The sequence below is a fragment of the Flavobacterium flabelliforme genome, assembly GCF_017948675.1.
Lineage (GTDB): Bacteria > Bacteroidota > Bacteroidia > Flavobacteriales > Flavobacteriaceae > Flavobacterium > Flavobacterium pygoscelis.
This window is the reverse complement of record NZ_JAGFBU010000001.1, coordinates 267,030-289,273: the sequence shown is the minus strand read 5'-3', so window position 1 is coordinate 289,273 and position 22,244 is coordinate 267,030. Positions and strand designations below refer to the sequence as shown.

12 protein-coding genes are annotated in these 22,244 nt (G+C 34.0%); 5 read left to right on the top strand and 7 right to left on the bottom strand.

From position 1 onward, the window contains the following. Positions 1 to 101: 101 nt before the first annotated feature. From J3S90_RS01220 to J3S90_RS01200, 5 genes are all read right to left on the bottom strand, one after another. Entirely contained in the window at positions 102 to 380 is a 279-nt protein-coding gene (locus J3S90_RS01220; protein WP_066081282.1) for a DUF2805 domain-containing protein, read from the bottom strand. A gap of 118 nt (positions 381 to 498) precedes the next feature. Then, positions 499 to 1,326 (bottom strand): sterol desaturase family protein, encoded by an 828-nt coding sequence (locus tag J3S90_RS01215; RefSeq protein ID WP_210644168.1) that lies wholly within the window; start codon positions 1,324 to 1,326, stop codon positions 499 to 501. Positions 1,327 to 1,372: 46 nt separating this feature from the next. Beyond that, the gene (locus J3S90_RS01210; protein WP_210644166.1) at positions 1,373 to 1,981 is read right to left on the bottom strand and encodes an alpha-ketoglutarate-dependent dioxygenase AlkB family protein; all 609 of its coding nucleotides are present in this window, start codon (positions 1,979 to 1,981) and stop codon (positions 1,373 to 1,375) included. Positions 1,982 to 1,984: 3 nt separating this feature from the next. Continuing rightward, positions 1,985 to 2,338 (bottom strand): DoxX family protein, encoded by a 354-nt coding sequence (locus tag J3S90_RS01205; protein WP_188049670.1) that lies wholly within the window; start codon positions 2,336 to 2,338, stop codon positions 1,985 to 1,987. A 65-nt stretch (positions 2,339 to 2,403) separates the two neighbouring features. Then, positions 2,404 to 3,312, bottom strand: coding sequence for an EamA family transporter (locus tag J3S90_RS01200; protein ID WP_188049671.1), 909 nt, complete (start codon positions 3,310 to 3,312; stop codon positions 2,404 to 2,406). A 233-nt stretch (positions 3,313 to 3,545) separates the two neighbouring features. Here J3S90_RS01200 and J3S90_RS01195 point away from each other — a divergent pair, with 233 nt between their 5' ends. After that, positions 3,546 to 5,651 carry a TonB-dependent receptor domain-containing protein gene (locus J3S90_RS01195; protein WP_210644164.1) on the top strand — a complete coding sequence of 702 codons (2,106 nt, stop codon included), beginning with the start codon at positions 3,546 to 3,548 and terminating at the stop codon, positions 5,649 to 5,651. Between the two features lie 123 nt (positions 5,652 to 5,774). Here the strand turns inward: J3S90_RS01195 and J3S90_RS01190 are convergent, their stop codons facing one another. Then, a complete protein-coding gene (locus J3S90_RS01190) occupies positions 5,775 to 6,941 on the bottom strand; it encodes a DUF1501 domain-containing protein (RefSeq protein WP_210644162.1) in 1,167 nt (388 codons plus the stop codon). A gap of 16 nt (positions 6,942 to 6,957) precedes the next feature. After that, positions 6,958 to 8,346, bottom strand: coding sequence for a DUF1800 domain-containing protein (locus tag J3S90_RS01185; protein ID WP_210644160.1), 1,389 nt, complete (start codon positions 8,344 to 8,346; stop codon positions 6,958 to 6,960). A 517-nt stretch (positions 8,347 to 8,863) separates the two neighbouring features. On the opposite strand from J3S90_RS01185, the gene J3S90_RS01180 reads away from it, so the two are divergent. From J3S90_RS01180 to J3S90_RS01165, 4 genes are read left to right on the top strand one after another with little or no spacing between them, the layout of a single operon-like run. Next, positions 8,864 to 9,565: an outer membrane beta-barrel protein gene (locus J3S90_RS01180; protein ID WP_188049675.1), complete on the top strand. Its 702-nt coding sequence runs from the start codon at positions 8,864 to 8,866 to the stop codon at positions 9,563 to 9,565. 11 nt (positions 9,566 to 9,576) lie between these two features. Continuing rightward, on the top strand, positions 9,577 to 10,308 hold the full coding sequence (locus J3S90_RS01175; protein WP_188049676.1) for an outer membrane beta-barrel protein: 732 nt from the start codon (positions 9,577 to 9,579) through the stop codon (positions 10,306 to 10,308). Positions 10,309 to 10,340: 32 nt separating this feature from the next. Then, positions 10,341 to 12,305: a T9SS type A sorting domain-containing protein gene (locus J3S90_RS01170; RefSeq protein ID WP_210644158.1), complete on the top strand. Its 1,965-nt coding sequence runs from the start codon at positions 10,341 to 10,343 to the stop codon at positions 12,303 to 12,305. A 53-nt stretch (positions 12,306 to 12,358) separates the two neighbouring features. Beyond that, positions 12,359 to 22,240, top strand: coding sequence for a SpvB/TcaC N-terminal domain-containing protein (locus J3S90_RS01165; RefSeq protein WP_210644156.1), 9,882 nt, complete (start codon positions 12,359 to 12,361; stop codon positions 22,238 to 22,240). Positions 22,241 to 22,244: the final 4 nt, after the last annotated feature.

Sequence of the window (22,244 nt, the reverse complement as noted above, 5' to 3'; positions counted from 1 at the left end):
TGTGAATATTAATTCGCAGAATGGATTTTTTTTAATTATAAACTTATTTTTTATTCAGATTAAAACAAAAAAAAACTCCTAAATGATAGGAGTTTGTAAAACTAATCTAGTTTATTTTTTATATAATATTTGCCATCCAAATCTTCATCAAAATCATCAATTTTAACTGGTTTTGGTTTTGGTTTATTTGCTGTTGCTTTCTTTTTCCACATTTCAAATTTTTCTGCTGGCATTTTTTTCTTCATGATTTCCAGAATCTCTTTTTCTGCCAGACCAAATTCTTTTTTGATGATTTCAAAAGGGTTTTTTTCTTCTAAAGCCATTGTAACAAGTTTTTCTGTTTGTTCCCAGTTTAATTCTTTTCGGTTACTCTTTTTCATCACGTGAAAATTAATTCAAATAAGTTGTTAATGATTAATAAATTACATTTCTAATTTGATACCAATATTAAGAAAAAAATAGTTAGATTCTATCAAAACTTATTTTTTTTTATATTTTTTACTTCTTTTCTTTTACAGGTTGATTTTGAAAAGGTATTTTTAATAAATTTTTTAAATTATTGTGTTCTGTAGGATTAGGATGTGTATCAATTCCGTAAATTATTTCTTCTTTTGGCAGCGTCTTAAAAGTGCCAAATAAACGATCCCATATAGAAAATATATTTCCATAATTACTATCCGTATAGGGCATTACATGATGATGATGTACTTTGTGCATGTCTGGCGAGACAATAAAATAACTTAAAAGTGTATCTACTTTTTTAGGTAGTGCAATGTTCGCGTGATTAAATTGTGTGGCAATCACCGATAAAGTCTGATATAAAAAAACCATCCACATTGGACTTCCAATAATAAAAACACCTATTGCGGTAAAGGCAAATCGAATGATACTTTCTCCTGGATGATGCCTATTGGCTGTTGTAGTATCGATCCAAGTGTCGGTATGATGTATTAAATGAAAACGCCATAAGAATTTTACTTTATGTTCTACTAAGTGAACTAAATAAGCACCAATTAAATCCAGCAAAAGTAATCCGATAAGTGTATAAAGTAAAATGGACATTTTAGGCAACCATTGTAGTATTCCAAAATTGTTATTAATTGTCCAATCAGCGGTTTTTAGTAAAATAAAAGCCAATAAGAAATTGACAATAATTGTGGTTAGCGTCAAGAAAATATTGATTCCTGCATGATGCCATTTTTTATAGTTGAATTTAAAAAGTGGATAGGCATTCTCAATCATCCAAAAAATAGTGATTCCCGCTACCAGAATTAAGCTGCGATGAGAAGATGGAATACTAGAAAAGTAAGATATAATTTCGTTCATAGGAATGAGTTATTATATCAAATATAATGATAAATCTATACAAAAATTATTTTATCAGTCTGAAGGTGAGGTTTATTCTTGATCCGATTGGTTTGGCTGTTTTAGGGATTTGATGTTTCCAGAAATGTTGCGTAGTTCCTTTCATCAAAAGCAGACTTCCATGTTGTAAATTGATGCTTTTTTTCTGTAGTGTATCAGTCTTATGTTTTAATTGAAATAGGCGTTCCGCACCAAAACTAACCGAAGCAATGATAGGATTTAATCCCAATTCTTTTTCGTCGTCTGCATGCCAACCGTTACTGTCTTTTCCATCGCGATAATAATTGAGTAAAACCGTACTAAAATTTGTTTCAGCAACCTTTTCAACTTCCGTTTTTATTTTTTGCAAAAGCAAACTCCACGGATGAGGTTGCATTTTTATATTCGAATAGGAGTATGATTTTCCTTCATTACCGTACAAAGCGGTCAATCTAGGTTGCGGATGAATTTTTCCAAAAATTTTGATTTCATCTTGTTGCCAGAGAATGTCTCTTTGTAGTTCCGAATAAATTAAATCGGCTGATGACTGACTATAAAATTCGGGATAATAAATAATTTCTGCATCTGGTAATCCCAGAAATATCGGTTCGGAGTGTCCCTCAAATAAAGAATTCATTTTTTACGTATATTGAAAAGCCCAGTAAATCAATACTAACTGCAAGGGCATTCTTAAAAGTAATACCCATTTTGGCAATCCCATTCTCGCCTTTTCATTAAAATACATATAAAGATGCGTGGGAAAAACAGCGATTAATAAAGCAATAATTCCCCAAGCAGCATAATTGGAAATACTTGCAATACACAAACCTATAGCCAAAAGCACTTCGGCCAAACCGCTAATTATATTTAATAATTTTGGATTTGGAAAAGAAGGAGGGATAATTTTTATGTAAAGACGTGGATTTCTAAAATGGTTTATTCCTGCAATGAAATAGATAAATGCCATTACATACAAATGCCAAGGTAAATTCATAATAATTTGTTTGTTACGAATTTATAAAAAAATCGATGAGTTTACTAGTATTATAACACGATTTATTAGTGTAAATCTTTAGCAGTTTTCTTAAAATTGACATTCATAATGATTATCGCTAAAATAATTAAGACAATACCAAACCATTGTAGCGGATCTACTTTTTCATTTAATAAAGTATAAGCCATCATAACCGAAACCGGAAGCTCTAGCGCAGAGACAATACTTCCTAGTCCAATTCCAGTTAACGGAAAACCAGCATTCAATAACATCGGTGGAATTATAGTTCCAAATAGAGCCATAATAATTCCCCATTTTAAAAAGATATCAAAGTTAAATGGAGTAACTTGTGTAAATAAAGCAAATGTAAATACAATTACCGCACCTCCAAGAAGCATATACAAACTTCGTTGGGTTGAAGAAATGGTGGTCGCAACACGATTAGCGGTAAACATAGTAGTAGTAAAGGAAGCAGCTGCTAAAACTCCCCACATAATGCCGCGCCAATCTAATTGTATTTCGTTGTTTATTAAGTTAGTTGCCAAAACGGTTCCCACTAAAACAATAATTACTGAAATAATTTTTTGTGTAGATGGTAATTTTTTTTCTAAAATCATTTCTAGTAAAACTCCCATCCAAACGGTTTGCATCAATAAAACGATCCCGATAGAAACAGGAATGTATTTCACGGCTAAATAATAAAAAAGACTGGTTGTTCCCAAAGAAGTTCCCGCAAGCATCAAATGTAGAATATTTTTTTTCGTAGCTTTTGGAGTTGTATTCTTGTTTTTAATCTTCTGAATTAAATTTAAAAGTAGAATTCCAATAATTCCATATATAAATTGCGAAGTAGTTACTTCTGCTGTTGTAAAACCTTCTCCGTAAGCTATTTTTACAAAAGTGGCTAACATTCCGTAGCTCGTTGCACCAATTGCTACTAAGAAAACTCCTTTTAATACGCTGTTCTTTGTCATTTTTTTTAAATTTTAAAAAGCGGGCAAAGATAGGCTTTAGTTGCAACTTATGAGTAGAATTTAGAAGTTAATATTTCAGAAGTTTATTCTCCTTTTTTTATTAATTCTAGATCAGCGATTTCCTAAAATTATTATGTCGTATTTATTCTAAAAATACATTTTTCTAAATTAGAACCTAATTCTTGTAACGTTTGTTCTACTTACGAGTCTATTTAGATAATAAAATATCCATGATGAAAAATAATATCTTGTTGGCTCTATTCCTTTTTGGAAGTTTATGTACACTTCAAGCACAGGAAACACCTGCAAAAGCAGTTGAATTAAGCGAAGTATCAATTGTAAAAGTGAAGAAAGCTGTAGAACAAAAAGCAGACAGAACTATTTTTGATTTTGCAAGTCAACCCAGTTTAAATACAGGATCTGTATTAGACGGAATAAAAAAACTACCTGGATTACTTGCATCTGATGTCGCTGGAATGATGTATCAAGGAAAGCAATTGGATGTTTACTTAGATGGAAGACCATTAAATATAACTACAAATGAACTCAATTCTTTTTTAGAAGGAATGCCTGCAAATGCTATTGAGAAAATTGAAATCATAACACAACCTGGTGCTGAGTTTCCAGCAACTTCTGGTGGAGCTATTATGAATATTATTACGAATGTAAATGCTAAAAAATATTTAAGCGCAACCTTTACAAACAGCACGAATATTACTAATTATGATCATTTGAGATGGCGTGTAAACAATAGTTTGCTGCTGAGTGCTAGAAATAAATATTTTGGTTGGCAACTGAATCTTGCACAAAGTTATTCTGAAAGCGCTTTGTGGACTTCCTTAACTAAAAACGAGAATAATGTAACTACTTTAGTTTCGGCTACAGATGCGGATCGTATTGGAAGAACAAATTTTGTAAAATCAGCGCTAACTTTTGATATTGGTAAAGATAGATTGTTGCTTAATTATGATTTAAATTACAGCAATAATAATAGTGTAACTACGAGTAATGGTCCTGGGTTTAATACGGATGATGACTCTTACACAGATGCATTGCGCCAAGATTTCGTGGTGACTTACCAAAAAAAGTTTGACGACAGATCAAAGAAATTAGAGTTTAAATTCAATTATAATGATAATAAAAATGATTTTTTATTAGACTCTAGAATCAATAATACAAACGTTTTAAACAATGAATCAAAACAGCAATTATTCAATGCTAAAATTGATTATTCTCAGCCAATAAACTTTTCAGATGAAGGAAAATTGAGTTTTGGTGGTTTATATGAAGGATTGTTTTTTGAAACTCAAAATAGGAATGTGGTCAATTTAGACTATCAACGTAGAACAGCGGCTGCGTATTCAGAATTGCAAACTAAATTTAGTAATTTCAATTTTATCGTTGGTGCTAGAGCTGAGGATTACGATATTAGCGGAAAAACCAATACGACAGATTTAATTCCGTTTAAACAATTTCGATTTTTTCCTAACGCAAGTGCGCAATACAATTTTAGTAACTCTGTTTATTTTAATGTCAATTACAATAAGAAAATTAGTTTGCCGAGTACTTCTGCATTAAATCCTAACAATACCAATTATCAAAATCCCAATGTAGATTTCTCTGGAAATCCAAACTTACAACCTACAATCTTTGATAATTATGAAGTAAAATTAAGCGCGTTTGATTATGCATTTATTGGGTACAATGTAAGTTCTGCTCAAAATCAAGTGGTTAATAGAGTTTTGCTGACGAATGATGTGGTGATCAACACCAATGTGAATGTGCCACAGATTAAAGTTCACAATTTTAATATTGGAATGCCAATTCCGTATATGTTGTTTACCAAAGGACTTAAAGAAACGATGAAAATGAATGTCAATCCAGACACGATGAATTTCTTATATGTATATACGGCATATCAATATCATCAAATTCCAGATATTAAAACCAATGGTTTTTGGATGTTAAATTTAATGTCGCAACTCTTATTGCCAAAAGATATTAAGTTTGTGGCCAACTTTATTTATATGTTTCCAAAGGGGAATTACTTTTATTTTATTGTAGATAAGCCGATGCGAAATAGCTTAGATTTGACTTTCTCTAAAAAGTTTTTCAAAGATCAACTTTCCGTTTCATTGAGTGCTAGTGACATTTTTAATTCTAATCGCACTGTGGTGAGCTCCTATAATACGCCATTATTATATTCAAGCAAATATGACTCTCGTCGATTTGGCTTTAGTATTAATTATAAAATTCCAACTAAAAACAAATTGGCTAAAGAAGGTCCAAGTTTGTTGAACAAAGAAAAAAAGGAAGAAGAAGGCAATTTGAATCAGTAAGTTTTATTTATGATTTTTGATTAACGATTTTTGATTTCTGACGTGAGAATATAGACAAGTAAATAATTTATTTTAAACCACAAAATCGGCCTTCAAAAATCGTTAATTTTTAACGAGAAATCTTTAAAATAGTCCTTGCAATGCTTTATTCTGTATTCCTATTTTAGTAGGATCAAAGTCTAGTTTGTTTTTTAATAAACTCGCATATACACTTCTAAAATCTGTTTCGTATTTTAAATCACCTTGATCTAAATCTGAAAGATTGGGATTATTACCAATGATTTTGCCTCGGTTGTTACCGCCAATAACAAACATTGGTGCTGCTGTTCCGTGATCCGTTCCCTTTCCATTGTCTTTTACACGACGACCAAATTCAGAAAAAACAACAATAGTTACATTTTGCAATAAAGAGGCTTTTTTTAAATCGGTATAAAATGAAAATAACGCATCATTCAATTCCGTTAATTTGTTGTTTTGAATCGCCAATTGGTTGTCGTGCGTGTCAAATCCGTTTAGCGAAGTATAATATACTTTTGAATTCAAATTTCCTTTAATTAAACGGGCAATCCAAGCTAGATTTGTAGCCAAACCCGTTTTAGGATAGCTAATTTCAGTGTTTGATTTAGCTAATGCTTTCTGAATCTCATCAGAACCTTCAGTAACCGAATTGGCAATTTTTCGAACAAAATCCAATTGCGGATTATCAGATAAAGTTATTGTGTCCTCTTTTTGATTTTTAGTTTTAAAAACATTCGGGTTTTTCACCGTAATCGAATTAGGTTCTAAGCCTTTTAATGCCAAATTATCAATAGTGTCTATGTTGATTCCGGCAGTTGGTTGATGGTCTTTACATTGGAAATCCAGATAGCGACCTAGCCAACCTTCGTTGCTATATTTATTAGAATCTGAAGCAGTTTGCCAAATTTCTTGACTGCGAAAATGCGAGCGATTAGGTTCAGGATAACCCACATTTTGAATTACGGATAAATCGCCATTTTGCTGCATTTCTGCAAATCCTTTCAAGGCTGGATGAAATGCCATTCCTTTGTTTTTGCTAACAACAGTCTCGTTAGACAAAGCGATTTGTGGACGCAAGTTGTAATACAATGGATCCTCAAAAGGAACGAAGGTGTTCAGTCCATCATTTCCTCCATTTAATTGTACAAAAACAATGCATTGATCTCCAATAATTAAGTTTTGTTGCGAACCAAAAGCATGTAAAAAATCGGGTAAAAGTAGCGCGCCTCCAGTAAATGTTCCCGTAAGTGTCAAAAAGTTTCTTCTATTCATTTTCGCAATTTTAAAATTAAATCAATTGATATTCGGGCATTTTTATCATGGCATTATACAAGCGCAAAACAACCTGATTGGCATTCTCCGCTTTCGGATTGAAATCGTATTTAATGATATTCTCAAAATCTTTTTGGGATGCAATATCTACCGAACACAACAATCTATTTTTGAGCTCCATTATAATTTGCTTGTTATTACCATTATTGTTCCAATTAATTTCAACCTGTTTTGTTTTGATGTTTTTGTCTATCATTTCCTCGTTTGGTTTGACATTTTTTCTATTTAAACCGCGGCCACTACAAAGTAAATCAGCAAGATTATTCCGTTGTAAATAGACTTGTGAAGTCAACCAAGAATTTCCGCCAACCCATCCTTTTACATTGGGTTGGTTGTATAAATCCATTCCTTGTTCTTTTATAAAATTGGCAATCAATTTTGGGTTTGAATTTTCAATATGAAGTTCGGATAGTAGTTGTAAAATATATTCCAAAGGATTTTTTATTTTAGAACCAGCATTATTTTTAGTGAATTCCTCAGTAAATATTTTTATTAATAAAGGCTGAATTTCAAAATCAACTTTTCGAAAATAATCACCATAATATTCAACTAATTCCTCTTTTGGTGTATCGTAAATAAACCATTCTAGAATTTTTCTTGTAAGGAGATAAGGAATTTGCTTTTGTTCGAAAATTAGATCTACTATATCATCACATTTGAAGTTTCCGGTTTTTCCAAAAAAAGTCTTCACGTCATTATCCTCGAAAACGCGGCGGTATTGAGCTCCTTCTTTTCCAATTCCTAAACCTGCTAAAGCTTTGGCACCATTTTTTATATCAGACTCCGTATAATTTCCAATTCCTAATGTGAATAATTCTAATAACTCTCGGCTTAAATTTTCGTTGTTTTTCCCTTTCTTATTATCCGTATTATCAAGATATCGCACCATTGCGTTGCTTTTTAATATTTTTTTTGTCAATTCCTTGAAATTTCCAAAAGCATTTTCTTCTAGAATTTGATGGTGTTGATAGATATAATAATTGACTTTTACCTTTTGAAAAGTTGCTACAAAATGGTTGTGCCAAAAACAGGTCATTTTCTCTCGTAGAGGAAATTCTTCATTTCTCATTTTATCAATCCACCACGCTTTCATTTCTAGTGAAACTTTAGCTTCAGTAATACGTAATTGCTTTCTAGCCTCCGTATTATCTTCTTTGTATTGCATTCGGAGTTGCTTGAAATCTTCCGCCGTTTTAGGACTATTTTCTAGAAAATCGGGTATTTGTTTTTCTGATTTTTTCTGGAAAGACTTTTCAAGAAATGAACTCAAACCAATTTCTGAAATAGTTTGTGCTTCTTTAGAGGAAAAACCAAGTCGTAATGACCAAAGTACTGTATTGTCCATACTATTAATGGGATTAAAATCGAATGATAATTATCAAGAAAAAGGAACAATGTTGCTGTGATTTTTCTCTTTTAGTTCTCAATTAGGACAGCCATTTTACCAAAAGGTTTAATAAAGAAGATTGATTCGAGAAGAGAGAAAAGACGATGTAATCTTGATTAGTGAATTAAAATAAATCAATTTCTATCATAAAATAAAAAGAACAGCACTTTTATGATTCTCAAAAAAACCTCTTTTTTTTTAAATATGATCACTTAATGCTTCTTGTATTTTTTAACTTAAAGTCTTACAATAACAAAAGAACCTGAGGTTTTAAAAACTTTTTTTAATAGTAAAATAATATAAATATTGTTATTTTTTTTTAAAATATATCAGATTATTCTTTATTAATAAAACTAATAATTAATAAAATATGTAGCTATTTTTTTATTTTAATCATTTGTATATTTAACATTTGTATTTTAAAAATGTGTTGATATTTAAAATATTACCGTCTATATTTGCAAAAAAATTTTGCATGAAAGTAATACAATACTTATCAATTTTTTGTTGTTTTTTTAACACTTTGATTTATTCCCAACACGACACCAACATTACTTATGGTTTGAAGTTCGGGGCTTTACACTCAAAAATCAGTAATCTTCCAGAGAGTATAAAGGGACGCGATAATACATTTGATAATAGTAAGATGGAAACCAAAGGTCTTTATGGTTTAGAAGGTGGTTTTTTCTTGAATTTTAAATTATATGATACTCGCGTAGCCATTCAGCCCGAAATTTTGTTTAGACAATCGGGAGAGACCGTTACCTACAAGGATAAAGTAGGTAAGGAGTTTGAGTTAGGGCTCAATTATTCTTACATAGAAATAGGTGCATTGTATAAAGTATATCCTTACAAGGGATTAAATTTAGGTTTTGGTGCTTTTTATGGTGTGAGCCTTTCACCCAATAATGTTACTTATAAATCGAATGAAGCTGGCGGATTATATGATGTAGCTACTAGACAGTTTTATCAAGATGGTCTAGATGGTGCAGATGATTTTTCGATGTGCTTTTCTCTCGGATATGAACTTCAGCAAAGTATTCATTTTGATCTACGCTATTATTTAGGTGTAAAAGATGTAGTAAAAAGTAACGCTTCCTCCTTTCAATTTATCGAAAATCAAAATAAAACCAACACTATTAGTCTTTCCTTAGGCTATAGTTTTCACCAATGGTAATTTCAAAAAAAATGAAAAAAATTATTATAATCCTTTTTTTAATTGGCGCAAAATCACTTTCAGCTCAAGGAGATAGAAGAATCACTTATGGGCTTTTTGTGGGCGGAATGTATTCAAAAATGTCTAATCTTCCTGATGTAATTGTACCCAAAGGAATTTATGAAGGCTACACTTTAGAAGAGAAAGGAAAGTTTGGTCCTACCGCAGGGTTTTTAATTAACTGGAAATATCCGTATGCAAAAGTAAGTATTCAAACCGAGGTTTCGTATTCTCAACAAGCCACCGATTTGAATTATGAAGATGTAAAAGGTCTTGAATACAAAATAAATTTTGGTTACAGTTATCTTAATACCGCCACTCAATTTAAGTATTATCCGTATCAAGGTTTATATGTTGGTGTTGGTCCAGGTGTGTCTTTTAATATCAATGCTAATAATATAAAATACACTTCCAATAGTCAAGAGTTATTTGCAAATTCTGGAGTTTATTTTGAGCCTGATGCCAACGTACAAAAAGTTTTGAGAGAAGCGCTTACCGGTAAAAATTATTTTTACGGAATATTCTCAGCTGGATACGAATTTGAATCCAATTGGACTGTTGGAGCCAGATATACTTTGGGGCTTACAGATGCTTTAGCAACTGAAGAAAACGGGCATCGCTACAGCGAAAATAAAAATAAGATTAATAGTATTTCATTAATTATTGGATATTCATTTGATTTTGATGATTTGGCGAATTTTTAATAGCGATTTCATTTTTTAAAATAGTAGAAATTATGTGTAGAAGGATTTTTTTAGTATTGGTTTTTATTGCGTTATCGACCAGTAATTTAATTTTTTCGCAACAAAAAATAAAACCTGGTGCTGTACAAGATCCTACTTTTTGGCTTACTTCAAGAAATAGTGGAGAAGCTTATTATTGGGAAAATCGTACGGATAATGAAGGTAAAATAACTGCTAAAAAACAAACGGGAACGGCTTTCAATTTTAACCCTAGTATAATCTTTGATGCGACACAAGATTCTTTGATTCTGCCATTAGGAACGGATAAAAAAAGGAAACAGACCTTATTTCTAGTCTATAAAGTAAAAGATAGTTTAAAAGAACAGTTTTTATGGACAATAAATGATCCGAAAAAAATAGTAGCACTTGCCACCAATAAACGTTTGGTAGATTTAAAAAAATATTCGTACCAGTCTTATAAAGAAAAAATAAAACCTCATAAAGCCAATATTCATTTTTTTCAGCAGAATATTACCGATACCATAGCGCGCTCTTCGTCACTAACCATCGGTCAAAGGTCTAAGTTAGAAAAATTACCGCCAGAAGATTTTAAAGGGAATATAGGTGAAATTTTGGTGTACAATAGAGTACTCTCGGGATTAGAAACTCAAAAAGTAGCTAGCTATTTAGGTATTAAATATGGAATTTCTCTTTCGCAATTTGAAAGTAAAAATTACCTCAATAGTTCAGGAGATATTATTTGGGATATAGATAAACACAAGGGATTTGAAAATTCTATAACTGCTGTAGGAAGAGACGATGCGAGTGGATTGTTACAATTAAAAAGTAGCAATATGATAGAAGAAGGTTTGCTTACTATTGCTCTTAAAAGTAAAAGCAACAAAATACCAAATAATTATTTTTCTTTTTGGAGTGATAACAGCAAAAATCTTATTGTAAAAAAGCAGGAACAAGGAGCGCCAATAGGAATTGCGAGAGAATGGCAATTGGATTTTGTGAATCCAAGTGATTTAAGTCTGGATTGGAGTTTTAATACGAGTTTTATAAAAGGGACTTTACCTAAAAATACTTTTTACTGGTTATTAGTCGATTATTCAGGAAAAGGAACTTATCAAGAAAAAGATTCAGAATACATACGTTTAGGAAGTACAGAAACACAACAAAAACTAGTGTTGAATGATTTTGATTGGGACAAACAAAAAACAGGAAAAACTAATTTTACTATAAAAATTGCTCCAGAAATGTTCAGCAGCGTTTGGATTACAGATGCTACTTGTGGAGTAACGGGATCCGGAGAATTAAATTATACTATACAAGGAGGTGAAGCTCCTTTTGTAGTAACAGTAAAAAAAGAAGGAAGTGATACTGTCGTAAAACAATGGAACCAAGCTGCTAAAAGTGCTAGTGGAGTACAACTTTCGTCGGGGAATTACGAGTATATTGTTAAAGATGCAAAAGGCAATTTATACAGAGAAACTGTTTTTGTAGCTGACAAAGAAGGTACTTTCCCAGATTTAAAATCACAATACCAACTCACGAACGGTAACGCAATTACACTTGATGCTAGTCAAGGGTTGAAACCAGGAAATTATGAATACAAATGGTATTATGAGGGGAATTTTATTGATGATAATCCTAAAATTTTAATAGATCAAGCCGGTATTTATGAACTTCGATTATCAAGTGATAATGTATGCAAGACTTCGACTAAAATTGCGGTTTCTACAGATGGGAAAGAAAATTTAGATTCTAATGTCTTGATATTATATCCCAATCCAACAATTGACGGTCATTTTACAATAGCCATGCAATTTGTTCAAAAAACGGATGCCACAATTGCTATACATTCTTTAAATGGAAAATTAATTCAAGAAAAGGAATTCAAGCAAATAGAAAATTACCTATATGATGGGGTTATCAACGCTTCATCAGGAATGTATCTTGTTACCGTAAAATCAGATTTTGGAACTAAAACTTTTAAAGTAATTGTTAAGTAGTTCCATTTTAAATAAAAATTAACCGATTGCCCCACAGTTGATTACTATTCGTTATGAAAAATAAAATTATAATTAGTGTCCTTTTAGTTAGTTCCTTTTTGTTTGCAATAAATTTAAAAAACAATGCTGTTGTTTCGTTATTAACTACTCATTTTTTTGAAGAACAATCAACTGAATCCCTTCCTGAAAAGGTAAAATTAGATCCCGCGTTGGTTACTCCGTCAAAAGTATTTGATGCAGATATTCAACTAGGAGTAATTGGTATTCAAGAGGAAAATGACTCGGATGATGCCTATGATAACGTATTTCATTTTAAAATTGATGCGGAACCTGCTGCAACTGAAAGTGCCTACTTAGAATACGAATTATATGGTTTTGATCAAGCAGCTTCTATCTCTAGAAGTGTAAATAATCAGCCTAGTATTGGAGGACAATTTTTATCACCTAATAAAAGTTGGAACCAACAGTCAGAATTACTCTCTGAAAAATCATTAAGAAATGGGGATAATGTGGTTTTGTTTACCGCATCAGAAGGAGTGGCGAATTCGTATAAAATAAAAAATGTTCGAATTGTCTATAAATCGGTGGTTCCTTCAAATGAGCTAACACTTTTACAGTCAGAAACTAAGTTATACATCAAAGGAACTAATTTTCCGTCTCAAATTAAATCACTAACTATTGCGGGGATTGCAATAGATATGAGTGAACCTGAATTTGAATTGGTTTTAGATCGTAAAGAAGCTGAAAAATCTATATTGTTGACCAAAGAGACGACAACAGGAACAATAAGCAATGAAAATTTAGCGGTAAGTGATTTCAAAAAAGTGGATCGCTTTGTTGCTGTAGAAAATGCAAAAGAACGTATTTTTAAAACTATTGATTTTCAAAAGGAAAGTAAAATGGTTTACAAAGATTTCTCGGCTGTTTTCCCAATTGGTGCGCTCAAAAATAAAGTAACGGTTTCTGTGAGTGGTTTGCGAAAAATAGACATAGCCCCTCTAAATACGGCTATGGTCAATGTGACTAAAACGAATGCTGGTTTTCGATTGTTGCCACACGGAACTGTTTTTGAAAAAGCAGTTCATTTGTCTTTGCCATTTGATAAAAAAGCCATTCCAGAAGGATATACGGAAAAAGACATCAACGTGTTTTATTTTGATGAAAACAAAAGACTTTGGCAGGAAGTTCGAAAAGATTCTTTGGATATAAAAGGCGGAATGATCAGTGCAAAAACGACACATTTCACGGATTTTATTGCTGGAATTATAAAAATGCCCGAATCTCCAGAAACTTCTGGTTATACGCCAACGAGTATCAAGGATTTAAAAGCAGCAAGTCCATTAGTTGGAATTCAGTCTATTGCGCCACCTTCGGCCAACGGAAGAGGAACTGCAAGTACAGGTTTTGGAATCGCAATACCGAACGGAAGAGGCGGAATGCAACCTTCTTTTAATTTGCAATACGATAGTGATGGTGGACACAGCTGGGCAGGAATGGGTTGGGATGTTTCGGTTCCATCCGTTAATATAGAAACCCGTTGGGGTGCACCACGATATGATGCGAATCAGGAAACGGAATCGTACTCGATTGCTGGCGAGGCGCTGATCCCGAATACGCATCGTGCTGCATGGGTAACCAGAACAGCAGACAAACAATTTTATCCGCGTCGAGAAGGTGCTTTTCAAAAAATTATCCGCAAAGGATCTTCGCCTAAAGACTACTATTGGATTGTCAGAGATAAAAGTGGAGTCGCTAGTTATTATGGTGGAACTACTTCTGGCTTAGCTGATAACAGTATTTTACAAGATGCTTCTGGAAATATTGGACATTGGGCATTAGCAATGCAAGTGGATTTGAAAGGAAATACGGTACAGTACGAATACGAAAGAAAAGACGGTGAACTCTATCTTAAAAAAGTCTACTATACCGGTTTTGGTTCCGAAAAAGGAAATTATAGTGTCTCTTTTATTAAAAACAGTGATTTGGGTGAGCCCAACCGAGCAGATGTTCAAGTTTCTGCACGTTTGGGATTCAAACAATTGAACAACCAATTACTGCGAAAAATTGAAGTGCGTTACAAAGACCAAATGGTTCGCAGTTACGAATTGAATTATAAGGAAGGAGCATTCAAGAAAACCCTATTAAAATCAATTTCCGAATACGACTCGGAGTCTAATTTGTTTTATACCAATACAGTAGATTATTTTGATGATGTGCGAGATGCTAGTGGGAAATATAATCCTTTTGGGGAGGAGCAAAAGTGGAATGTGGAAAGTGATAAGCTTAATAACAGCAACATTCCTGTTCCAAATGATTTGTTGTTTTCTGGTCATCATTCATTGGTAAGTAGTTCTGAGGGATCAAATAATGGAATTAATTATCGCTTAGGGGTTGGTTTTGTAGGACAAACAGGAAGTCTAAAACCTTATACTGTTGGAGGGCATGGAGGTAATAGTTGGGGAACTTCAGATACTGCAGTTTTGATGGAGGATATGGATGGAGATGGATTACCTGACAAAGTATTTAAGAATAGCAATGGAGTTTACTACCGAAGAAATTTATCTGCTACAGGTATAAACTCTTTTGGAGAAAAGCAAAAAATAAATATTAGCGATATTGGTTATTCTAAAACAACATCTTTTAATTGGGGAGTTGATTTAAATGTTAAATTCGCTAATGTTGGATATGATGAACAACGTTCTACAAGTAAGACAAAAATCTATTTTATGGATTTTAATGGGGACGGGTTAGTAGATTATGTGAAAAATGGACAAGTTTATTATAACCGTTTAGTTAATGGCCTTCCAACTTTTGAAATAAGTAGTAATGGTTCGCCAAGTCCAGTTTCAGGTGGTGGAAGTATAATAATTGATGGAAATAGTACACTTTCTATTGAAGAAATTGAAAAACAAAACCCTCTACATGATGTAGTTCGTATGTGGGAAGCACCAGTAAAAGGAATTATTTCAGTATCTCATAAATATAGTTTATTAGAAGAATTAACCGCTGAAGGTATTCAAAAGCGTGCTGAATATGTAAATAACTTAGGCAATGATAAGGCTGATGGCGTTCATTTGTATTTTCAAAAGGGAGGGCAGTTGCTTTGGGATGAGTTGATTACGGCAAAAGATTATAATATAAAAAGTAAAGAAAATAATTTAATTAATGTAGAAAAAGGAGAGCGTTTATATTTTAGAGTAAGTGCTTTAAAAGATGGGAATTTTGACAAGGTAAACTGGAATCCGATAATTACTTATTCAGAGGTAAAAAAATACGATAGGGATCAAAATAATAACATAGTTGTTTCTAACTATTCAGTTCCTCCAACATTGCTAGATGCAAATTTATTATCGTTAAAAAACTATGAAGCTAGTTCTGATTTTTTTAGTAGTAACAACACTGCAAAAGTTATCCCTGTAGCTGGAAATGTTACTTTAAAAGGAAAATTAATTAAGCCAATTACTTCAGATCACATCCGATTAGTAGTTACTAAAACATATCTTGGTCAGACAAATGTGCCAGTTGTAGTATTCGAAAAAAACTTTTTAGCAAATGATGTAATTTCCTTTGATTTGGCTTCTATAAGTTTGGCACCATTTGAGGCAGATACTCAAATTAGTATGGCTTTAGAATCGCAAACAAATATTAATTGGAAAGCTATTTCTTTTGAACCAACTATAATAATACCGCCATTTCCAGGCGTAGCAGCAGAAGAAGTTTCTATGGAAGTTTCTCATCTTTTGTATAATAAAAGAGAAGGTAATTATACTACCCCAGGAGTTTCTCCAACCGTAAAAGGTAAGCTGAGGCTAAGTGTCTTACCTGCAGATCTTGTACTCTCTACTTCAGATGAATATTTTAATATTAATGATTTTAATGGAGAAGTAATTGTTTCAGCTAAGCAAAATAATTCACTTTTAGCAAGAAAAAGATATAAACTTCAAGCAGGAATATTAATTGAAGTGTTAAATGCTTTTGACATGAGTGTTAATTATCCAGAAACAGTTGTTGGAATTCCAATTCATTTAGAGATTACTGTTTCTAATCCCAAATCAATTACTATACTTAGAAATTATCCAAAAGTCAATGCATTAATTTTTAGATTATTAGCTGTTGATTATAAAGATATAGACGATCTTACAGATGATGTAGCTTGGAACGCTGATACAGATGACTTTGCTATTTACAGTCTTTTAAATCCTGATGAAAGAATTTTAGGTTTGTATTATAGAAATTGGGGAGGATTTGTGATTAATGGAAGTTTAGCTACCAATACAATTGATCAAATGCAGTTAAAGCAATCAAATGCTTATGCGTCGGAGCCAGATGTAAATAATACCAATCCTGAAGGCTATAATAATCAGGGGTATGAAGTTTCAGACAATTATTTTGTTACTTTAAACCCATCCTTTTCTAAAGATAAATGGGAAGGATTAGAAGAGTCAATTTATATCAAAGGATCAGAAATAGGTACAGCAAGATTGGGAGAAGATGATATTTCGCAATATTCAGATTTCTCATTAACAGATTTTACAGATGGTAGAACGGCAGCCTTGGATATGATCAGTGAAAGCAAAAGTAAAAGTATAGCTGGAGGAGTTACGGCTGGACCTGGAAATATTGGTTATAGCAAATCAATTGATGGAGATTCATATGTAACACAGACTATGGGAGATTTTAATGGTGATCGTTTTCCTGATTATATAAGAGGTAGTAATGTGCAATTAACCAATCCTATTGGGAGTGTTTCCGAAGCAGTTATAGATTTAGGTAGTAAGTTTAGTCATGCAGAAACCACTGCTGAAGGCCCAAGTTTTGGTGGAGGATACAGTCATGGTGATGCCAAAAGTGGAGGTAGCATTACTATTGGAAAAGAAGCTGCTAATAGAATAGCTGCAAGATCTTGTGCAGATGAAGAAGCAGCAAAAGCAGCAAATAAGCTTTCGGTTAGTGTAACTCAAGGTTATGGAACAGACAAGGCAAAAATGATTCATGCCGACATTAATGGAGACGGATTACCTGATAAAATCACTGATTCTGGGAATGTTTTACTTAGTACTGGATATGGTTTTTTAGAATCCGAAAACTGGAATAACAATGGACTTAATGCGGGAAATTCAACCGATTGGAGTTTGGGTTTAGGCTATAGTTTTGCTGGTGGTTCTATTACGGCAGGTGCAAATTATGCTCGATCAACAGCTAACGGGAATAAATCATTTATGGATATAAATAGTGATGGTCTTCCCGATAAAATTGAATACTTTCTGGACAGAATGATTGTATCTCTAAACTTAGGAGGTTCTTTTGATACACCAATTATTTATCCAACTTATTCTCAGATGAATCAGAATAAGAGTGTGAGTTATGGGTTTAATGCTGGTTATTCATATGACATTCCAATTTGGCTTCTTCGTCTTACACCATCATTAGGAGGTACTAAAGGTTGGAGTACCTCACGTGCAGAAGCTACTTTCATGGATATTGACGGAGATGGTAATTTAGATTACATACTTTCTAAAGACGAAGACCATTTAGTAGTTCGACTGTCCAACATCAGAAGAACTAATAAATTAAAATCCGTGACTAACGCCGCCGGAAATAGTTATGTGATAGATTACGAATTAGTAAAACCTACTTATGAAAATCCAAATGCCAAATGGGTTTTGCAATCCGTAGATATCAATGATGGACATGTGGGTGACGGAATCGATCATTCGATTGCAAAATTTAAGTATGAAGATGGGTATTACGACCGTCGCGAAAGAGAGTTTTATGGATTCTCAAAAGTAATTCAACAACAAATCGACGCTGCTGATAATTCAGTGTTTGCAACCACTACGCAGGAATTTTACAATCAAGATTATTTTAGGAAAAATTTGTTGAAACGCAGTTATACGTTAGACAAAAACAATAAAATGCGTCAAGAATCAGAAAACGAATACAGCTTTATTGAGGTAGCCACACAAGCAAGTGTTTCGTTGAACGATCTTAGTTCAGCGGTTTGTGATGCCAAACGTATTTTTGTGGGATTGATTCATACCAACCAAAAAATGTACGAAGGCGGAAGTGAGTATTTAGAAACCAACACTTTTAATACCTACGATGCCAACGGAAATATCACGCAATACGAAGATTTAGGAAACGGTACCACTACCGATAAAGTAACGGCAAAAATTACGTATCACGAAAGTGCGACCCCTTATTTTGGTGGAATTCCGAAACAATTGGAAGTATTTACTAAGGACGGATTGCGTCGCAAGAGAGCCACGACCATTAATACGACAACGGCTGAGGTTACTCAAATAAAAAATTACAGTGCGGCTGATAAAATTGCCATAACCGATATTGCTTATGATGCGTATGGAAACCTTCAAAAAATAACCGGTCCAGCCAATTACAAAGACCAACGCATGACAATGAATTATGTGTACGATGGCGAAAATCATAGTTTTTTAACCGAAATAAAAGATGCTTTTGGGTATCAAAATAAAATGGAATACGATTACCGCTTTGGCATTCCACTAAAAACGACTGATCGAAACGATCAAAGCACCGAATATACGATCGATGCCGTAGGTCGTCCCAAAACTATTCGAGGTCCTTATGAAATTGCCAGTGGAAAACCGTACACGATTGCTTATGATTATTTTCCAACAGCAAAAGTTCCGTACGCAAAAACTAGAAATTACGATCCAGAGTTGGATAAAGATATCGAAACCTATACCTATACCGATGGATTGGGCAGAGCCTTGCAAGTAAAGAAAACAGCCAGTTTATTTACTGCCGCAGGAAGTCCAGATCAGGAAGCGCATATTGTTTCAGGAAAAGTTATTTATGACGGTTTAGGGCGCCCGACTACCAGTTATTATCCAACTACAACTACTACAATAGATGCTGCTTTTAGTACGGCATTATCTAGTGTAAATCCGACCAAAACCGAATACGATGAAGTGGGTCGTGCCGTAAAAGTCACTTTGCCAGACGGAAGTAGCAATACCACTACTTTCAAAATAGATACTTTTGAAGGAGTTCCCACCATGCTTACGACACAAACTGATGCTTTGGGTAAAACCGTGCAATCGCAAACGGATGTTAAAGGCAGCAATTTGGCGAGCATTCAAAATGATTTGGTGACTAAGTTTGATATTAATGCCTTAGGCGAAACTATCCAGGTGACGGATGCGATGGATCACATTACCAAAAGCACCTACGACTGGCTGGGCAGAAGAACCGAGTTTACCCATCCCGATGCAGGAACTACGACAATGGAATATGATTTGGCAGGAAACCTAACCAAACGTGTTACGCAGGATATTAAAAATACGGTCCCTAATGGTGGAGCTATACAATACGAGTATGATTACAACCGTTTGGAAAGTATCAAATATCCAAAGAATCCACAAAACAACGTACAATACAATTATGGTAAAGCCAACGGAACGGCATCGCGCAGAGGCAGACTGTGGTTTGTACAAGACGCTAGTGGCGGACAAGAATTTTTCTATGGAAAACTAGGCGAAGTCGAAAAGGAAATTCGAACCTTGCGTATTACACCAACCGATGTGCAAACCTATATTTCGCAGTTCGAATACGATACTTGGAACCGAATTCAGAAAATGACCTATCCCGATGGCGAAGTAGTGGATTATACGTATAATCGAGCGGGTAATTTGCAAAGCATGCAGGGTAAAAAAGAAAGTCATACGTATGATTACATCAAGCAATTGGCGTATGATGAGTTTGAGCAGCGCAAGTATTTGAAATACGGAAACTACACCGAAACGAATTATACCTATGATCCAACGATGCGCAGATTGCAACAACTGCAAGTGAAAAGCGGAGCGAGGCAAGTGATGAACAATTCGTATGGGTATGATTTGGTAGGGAATGTATTGAACATTAAAAATACCGCTCCGATTATTAATAATACATTGGGCGGAACCTCCAATCATGAATACCAATACGATGATTTTTACCGACTGAAATCTGCCAAAGCCCTTTATAAAGGCGAGTTTACCGAAGCCAAGTATGAGCTGAACATGAGCTACAACAAAATGCACAACATTACTAATAAAAACTTGGTGCATACGGTGAACAATGAGCAAAAAGGCTATGTGTTGGATTATAACTACGATAACGAATTGCATCCTAATGCGCCCAATAAAATAGTAGAAGTAGGAAAAGCAGAGCCAAGAGTTTACGTTTATGACGGAAACGGAAACCCAACAAGTTATTCCGAAGAAAAGAGCTTTAGAAAAATGACTTGGGATGAAGAAAACCGACTCATGGGAATCAATGACAACGGACGAATTCATCAATATACCTATGATGCTGGAGGCGAACGAGTGATAAAAAGCTCTGGAGATTCTCAAAACGTGGCCATCAACGGGCAAACGGCAGCAACTATTGTGCATACCGATGATTATACGGGTTATGTTTCACCGTATTTTGTGATCAGCAAAGGGAAATTTACCAAGCATTATTTTGAAGGCGCAGGACGTATTGTGAGCAAATTAGGAAACGGTGCTTTTGCACAACCTTTGGGTATTACGGCAGGCGGAGTAAATTATACAAATCTGACGGCAGAACAGCAAAAAGCAATGGATACTTATGTAAAAAGTTTAGGTTTACCACCAGGACCACCCACACAACAAGGGATCTATGCCACTCCAGAATTTACGGGCAATCCGTATCCAAGTGAAGTGCTTAAACCCGCAGTAGAAAACCAAGCACCACCCGAAGGCTGGCCAAGAAATCCTATTTTTAATAAACCCGGCGATGTACCAGGACCACCAGTGCAATTTGGACCACCCGTTCAACCTGCAACGGTAAAGCCTGGAGAAGGATTTACAGGAATTGGATTGCCTGAAAACGATATTTTTTATTTTCACCCCGATCATTTAGGAAGTACTTCGTATATTACCACCCGAAACGGAAGCATAAGTCAGCATGTCGAATACATAGCCTTTGGGGAGATTTTGTTTGAAGAGCATAGTTCTAGTTTTTCTAGTCCTTATTTGTTTAATGGAAAGGAATTAGACAGAGAGACGAATCTTAGCTATTATGGAGCTAGGTATTTGGACATGAAGACGAGTCTTTGGTTGAATGTGGATCCTATCTTATTACGTGAAGAAGTATATGATAATCCTGAGTCAACTAATGGAGGTGTCTATAATTCACAAAATTTAGCTGCTTATTCATTTTCATACAATAATCCAATCACTTATGTTGATCCAGATGGAGAATGTCCAAATTGTGCTACAGCAGCTGCAGGAGCAATAATAGGTGGTATAATTGGTGGAGCAATAGAGGCTGGGACTCAATTGTATAAAAGTGGAAAGGTTACTAATTGGAAAGCTGTAGGAGGTTCAGCCTTGCAAGGTGCAATTGTTGGTGGTGCGGCAGGATTTACTGGAGGAGCTAGTTTATTAACAACAGCTGGTGTAGCAGGAGGTGCTAACGCAGTTGGAGGTACATTAAATAGATCTATCCAAGGTAAATCAACAACTTTTGGTGATTTAGGATCTGATTTCGCAATAGGAGCAGCTTTTGGAGCTGTTGGATATGGTTTAGGTAAGTATATTTTTAAAGGTGGAGGAAGTATAATAACTTCGGGGAAACAGCATGGTACTTTATCGCATTGGAGTACAATGAAGAATGTTGCGGAAAACTTAGCTAAAAACGGCGAAACAGTTTCATTAAATAGATCTATAAATACTGTTTTAGGGAAAACAATTGAAGGTGTGGGTAATTGGAGGCCAGATGTTATGAGCGTTAGTAAAAAAGGAGTGATAAATATTACTGAAGTAATTAGTCCTTCTCAAACAGCTCAACAAATAATCCAAAAAACAAAAACAATGGCAGAGGCATTAACTAAAGCAGGGTATAAAGTAACAACTAAAGTTTTAACCGAAAGTGGTAACATTGTAAAATAATAAA

Excerpts from the sequence above, each read along its gene's own strand:
- J3S90_RS01220 (WP_066081282.1), bottom strand. The coding sequence starts at position 380 with ATGAAAAAGAGTAACCGAAAAGAATTAAACTGGGAACAAACAGAAAAA.
- J3S90_RS01215 (WP_210644168.1), bottom strand. The coding sequence starts at position 1,326 with ATGAACGAAATTATATCTTACTTTTCTAGTATTCCATCTTCTCATCGC.
- J3S90_RS01210 (WP_210644166.1), bottom strand. The coding sequence starts at position 1,981 with ATGAATTCTTTATTTGAGGGACACTCCGAACCGATATTTCTGGGATTA.
- J3S90_RS01205 (WP_188049670.1), bottom strand. The coding sequence starts at position 2,338 with ATGAATTTACCTTGGCATTTGTATGTAATGGCATTTATCTATTTCATT.
- J3S90_RS01200 (WP_188049671.1), bottom strand. The coding sequence starts at position 3,312 with ATGACAAAGAACAGCGTATTAAAAGGAGTTTTCTTAGTAGCAATTGGT.
- J3S90_RS01195 (WP_210644164.1), top strand. The coding sequence starts at position 3,546 with ATGAAAAATAATATCTTGTTGGCTCTATTCCTTTTTGGAAGTTTATGT.
- J3S90_RS01190 (WP_210644162.1), bottom strand. The coding sequence starts at position 6,941 with ATGAATAGAAGAAACTTTTTGACACTTACGGGAACATTTACTGGAGGC.
- J3S90_RS01185 (WP_210644160.1), bottom strand. The coding sequence starts at position 8,346 with ATGGACAATACAGTACTTTGGTCATTACGACTTGGTTTTTCCTCTAAA.
- J3S90_RS01180 (WP_188049675.1), top strand. The coding sequence starts at position 8,864 with ATGAAAGTAATACAATACTTATCAATTTTTTGTTGTTTTTTTAACACT.
- J3S90_RS01175 (WP_188049676.1), top strand. The coding sequence starts at position 9,577 with ATGAAAAAAATTATTATAATCCTTTTTTTAATTGGCGCAAAATCACTT.
- J3S90_RS01170 (WP_210644158.1), top strand. The coding sequence starts at position 10,341 with ATGTGTAGAAGGATTTTTTTAGTATTGGTTTTTATTGCGTTATCGACC.
- J3S90_RS01165 (WP_210644156.1), top strand. The coding sequence starts at position 12,359 with ATGAAAAATAAAATTATAATTAGTGTCCTTTTAGTTAGTTCCTTTTTG.